2 protein-coding genes are annotated in these 4,158 nt (G+C 61.8%); one reads left to right on the forward strand and one right to left on the reverse strand.

The window, feature by feature from the left end:
* Positions 1–155: 155 nt before the first annotated feature.
* Entirely contained in the window at positions 156–2,744 is a 2,589-nt protein-coding gene (locus ABYV89_RS14935; RefSeq protein ID WP_432823730.1) for a PEP/pyruvate-binding domain-containing protein, read from the reverse strand.
* A 299-nt stretch (positions 2,745–3,043) separates the two neighbouring features.
* Here ABYV89_RS14935 and mltA point away from each other — a divergent pair.
* Positions 3,044–4,158 (forward strand): murein transglycosylase A (gene mltA / locus ABYV89_RS14940; RefSeq protein WP_432823731.1); only part of this gene is annotated, 1,115 nt, incomplete at its 3' end.

The raw sequence follows: 4,158 nt of genomic DNA on the forward strand, positions 1-4,158 counted from the left end.
CCGGCAACTACGTCAACGGCGCCAACATCGCCGGCTTTACCAAGGTGGCCAAGGCCATGGTGGCTTTCGGCCTGATCTGATCCGCTCAGCGTCTATTCTGCAACGAGAAAGGCCCGGCTTTATGCCGGGCCTTTCTCGTTGGGCGCTGTTGAGTTTCAGCTGGTGAAGCAAGCCAGTCGCTGGCTGACCACGTCGGCCATCAGCCGCAGCCCCTCGCTGGGGGCCCGGTAGACCTTGACCACCTGTTTGTAGCGGCTGCTGGCCGGCATCAGCCCTTCGAGGGCGTTGGGCAGGCGGTGGCGCCAGGCGTCATTGACGAAGCAGTTGCGGTTGTCGGGAAAGAGGGCCAGGTAGAAGATGTCGGCCTCGACCAGGTCCTGGAAGAAGTGGGAGCCGTAGGAGAGTTCCGGCATCAGGTCGCCGCTGGTAAATGCTATTTCGGCAATGGCGGAGACGTTGTTGATCTCCGAGAAGGAGATGGGAACGCCCAGCGACGGGGTCGAGGTGCCCCAGCGGCCGGGGCCGAGGAGCAGCGTCGGGTTGTCGCTGCGGTTGGCGATGCGCTTGTTGAGGCGACCGACCAGGCGCGCCACCTCGTATTTCTCGGAGAGCGGCAGGCGGATGTATTCGGCCGCTTCGACCCAGATGATCCACTTGATGGGCTGGCAAATGTTGCCGCCCATGAAGTTTCCTTCGCTGCTGAAAAAGGTTTTCTCGGCGGGGATGTCGGCCGGAACCTCGACCTGGATCTCCTGCCCCTTGGTCTGCAGCGGGCGGCATTGCACGACGTTGATTCTGGTCGCGCCCTGCCGGGTGAAGTTGACGGTGAACTCGACGTCTACCGGGTACTGGTAGGCCTTTTCCAGGGTTTTCAGCAGCCGCTGCATGATGCCGGTAAAGGGGGTTTTTGAGAGGAGCTGGTCGAAGGTCAGCAGCCAGACGTCCTGCCCCTTGGTCCCGCGGCTTTCGAGCAGACGCATGGTCTCGGTGTCGCGTACTCCGTACATCGACCAGGGGATCTCGATCCCTTCTTTGCTCAGGTTGAGCAAGGATACCGTCTGCAGGGCGTTGCTGTCGACGTTGAGCAGGTCGACGTCGCGCTGGGAGAACTTGCGGGTGTCCTCGAAGCCCTTGTGCGGCTTCTTGAGCGGGGCATCGAGGGCGACGATGCGCGGGTAGTCCCCCTCGACCCGGTCGACGGCGCGGGTGCCCAGCCCCATCACCAGGCGCAGCATGCCGGCCTGGGGGTCCATTTCCTTGTCCCAGACGAAGGTGTTGTAGGAGACGCCGACCCCGGCCAGCTCGGGAAAGTAGTAGTGCTTGCGGTAGGCGCCGGAGACCCGCTGGATGAGCAGGGCCATCTGTTCGTCCTGCTGGTCGAGTCCGCGCTGCAGCCGGTAGGCGAGAGCGTCTTCGCTCATGGCGCTGGCAAAAATTTTCCGCACCGATTCTTCGAACTGGGCCAGTCGCTCTTCAGGGCTGCCCTGGCTGACACAGAAAAAGCTGTCATACTTGCCGGCAAAGGCGTTGCCGAAGCCGTCTTCGAGCAGGGAGCTGGAGCGGACGATGATCGGGTATTGGCCGTAGTACTCGAGCATCTTGTGAAAGCCTTCGCGGATCGGTTCGGGAAAGCTGCCGCTGAGCATTTTTTCGCGCAATTCGGCCGCCGCGGTGAAGTAGCCTTCGCTGGTCTTCTGCTGCATGAAGAGTTTCCACCAGCCGTTGTGCACGATGTACGAATAGTAGACGTTGGAGCCGACGAAGAAGGAGTCGTGGTCTTCGAGGTGGTTCTGCCAGTCGAACGTGCTGTCGTGCAGCAGGATGTTGCGGGCCAGCAGCATGCCGACCGCCTTGCCGCCGATGAAGCCGGTGCCGATCACCCGCGCCTTGATGCCGAGCAGGTCGCGCAGCGTCAGGTATTGTCGGGCCAGGGCCAGGATGCGCTCCTCGCGACCGATCAGGTGCCGGCATATGTGCATGACCATCCGCTGCTGTTCTTCGATGGCGGAAGGGTCGCTGGCCAGTTGTTCGGCCTGCAGGAAGAGGTGGTGCCAGTGGTCGAGCTGACGATGGGCGCTGCCGCCGCTTCTGGCGGCGATCGTGCTGAGCAGGTTGGTGGCTTCGAAGCTGTTGGCCAGCGGGATGAACTCGTCGCCCTGCTTGCGGTGGGGCAGAAACATGGTCGGCGAGCGGCGCTGCCAGACCTTGAGCGGGTGGATGTGGAAGTGGTCGTCGTGGTTGTAGACGTCGATCAGAACCTGGGTGGTGTCGCGGATGCGTTCGATGGTGCGAAACGAGTGGCGGTCGCGAATCAGGGCGAAGTAGGCGACGGTGTCGAGCTCAAACAGGTAGGGGCAGGTGACCCGGAAGAAGTTGCCGACCATGTAGTCGGTGGCCCAGGCCGAGAGAAGCTCGGAGAGGCAGTCGAAGACGTAGAAGGCGCCCGGACCCTCGTCGGAGATAATGGCATGGATGCGGGTCGTGAACGATTCGAAGCCCTGGCGTGGTTCAAGCTCGTAGATGGTAATCTGCGGCGAGGGTTCGAGTAGCGGTTCGTGATCGCCGAAGCGCATGTAGACCAGTTTCTTCTTCTCTTGCAGTGCGTGTTCGACAAAGGGGCCGACAAAGTTCCGGTAATCAGCGATGCTGTCGACTTTCCAGACGACATTGTCGCCGATGCGCAGGCCGTCGAGGATCGAGTCGAGTCCGGCGTAGCCGGTGGTGACGCGGGCGGATGGTTCCATGGGGACGACTCCAGGCGATAGGCGGTGAAGATGCAAGGTTAAGCAGGTATGTGCTTAATAAGTTGTTGCACGATTTTATAGCATGGACACTTGGTGTCTGCCAGAAAAAACGGCAACGGCGAGCTCCTCGCCCGGGTGTCGAAATTTTACGCAAGACTTCCGTTGGAGGGTATTTGACGGCGCACCGAAAAGGGAGTATTGTTGGCGCGCTTGAGGTGCCAGAGGTTTGTTTTTTTCGCCAAGAAAGGTGTCGTTGGGCCATGTGGGGCCGTTGCTGTTTTTCGATGTTTCGCCGTGCCGTGTTTATTCTCCTGCTTCTGCTGGCCGCCTGCGCCAGGCCGCCCGAAGTTGTCCCTCCTCCCCCGGGCCCCCCGCCCGTTGAGCTGCCGCCGGTGCCGCCAGAGAAGGTGCCGGCCCTGTCCGAGGTTTCCTGGGATGCCGTCGAGGGGTGGTCGCAGGACGATCTGTCCCAGGCGCTGGAGCCGCTGCTGGTGAGCTGCCAGGTGCTTAAGAAGCGAGAGGGCTGGGCCGAGGTCTGCCGCGAGGCTGCAGTTCTTGACGGCGCAGACGGGCTGGCGCTGAGAAGCTTTTTCGAGGAACGCTTCGTTCCGTACCGGGTGCGCAACAGCGACGGCAGCGATACCGGCACCATCACCGGCTATTATGTTCCCGACCTGCGCGGCAGCCGGATCCGTACCGAGCGCTATCCCTATCCGCTCTATGGTGTTCCCGACGACCTGCTGGTGATCGACCTGCGCAGCCTTTATCCCGAACTCGGAGATTACCGTCTCCGCGGGCGGGTCGAGGGGCGCAGGGTGGTTCCCTACTGGAGCCGTGGCGATATCGATCAGGGTAAGGGGGCCGTGGCCGGCAATGAACTCTTCTGGGTCGCTGATCCGGTGGAACTCTTTTTTCTGCACATCCAGGGATCCGGCAGGATTCTTCTCGACAATGGGGAGAGTGCCATGGTTCATTTCGGTGACCAGAACGGTCACCCCTATCGCTCCATCGGTAAACTGCTCATCGAGCGGGGGGATATGACCCGTGACCAGATGTCGATGCAGAATATCAAGAAATGGGCGCAGCAGAACCCGGATCGGGTCAAAAGCCTGCTGGCTGAAAATCCCAGTTACGTCTTTTTTCTTGAGCGTCCGCCCAGTGCAAAGAGTCCTCCCGGGGCATTGGGCGTCCCCCTGTCGCCCGGCCGGAGTCTGGCGGTAGACCCCCGGACCATTCCTCTCGGGGCCCCGGTCTTTCTCGACACGACCTGGCCGTCGAGTCAGGCTCCGCTGCAGCGCCTGATGGTTGCCCAGGATACGGGCGGCGCCATCAAGGGCGCGGTGCGGGCCGACTTCTTCTGGGGGATGGGGGGCTTCGCCGGTGATTATGCCGGCAAGATGAAGCAGTCTGGACG

This window comes from Trichloromonas sp., assembly GCF_041583255.1.
Lineage (GTDB): Bacteria > Desulfobacterota > Desulfuromonadia > Desulfuromonadales > Trichloromonadaceae > Trichloromonas.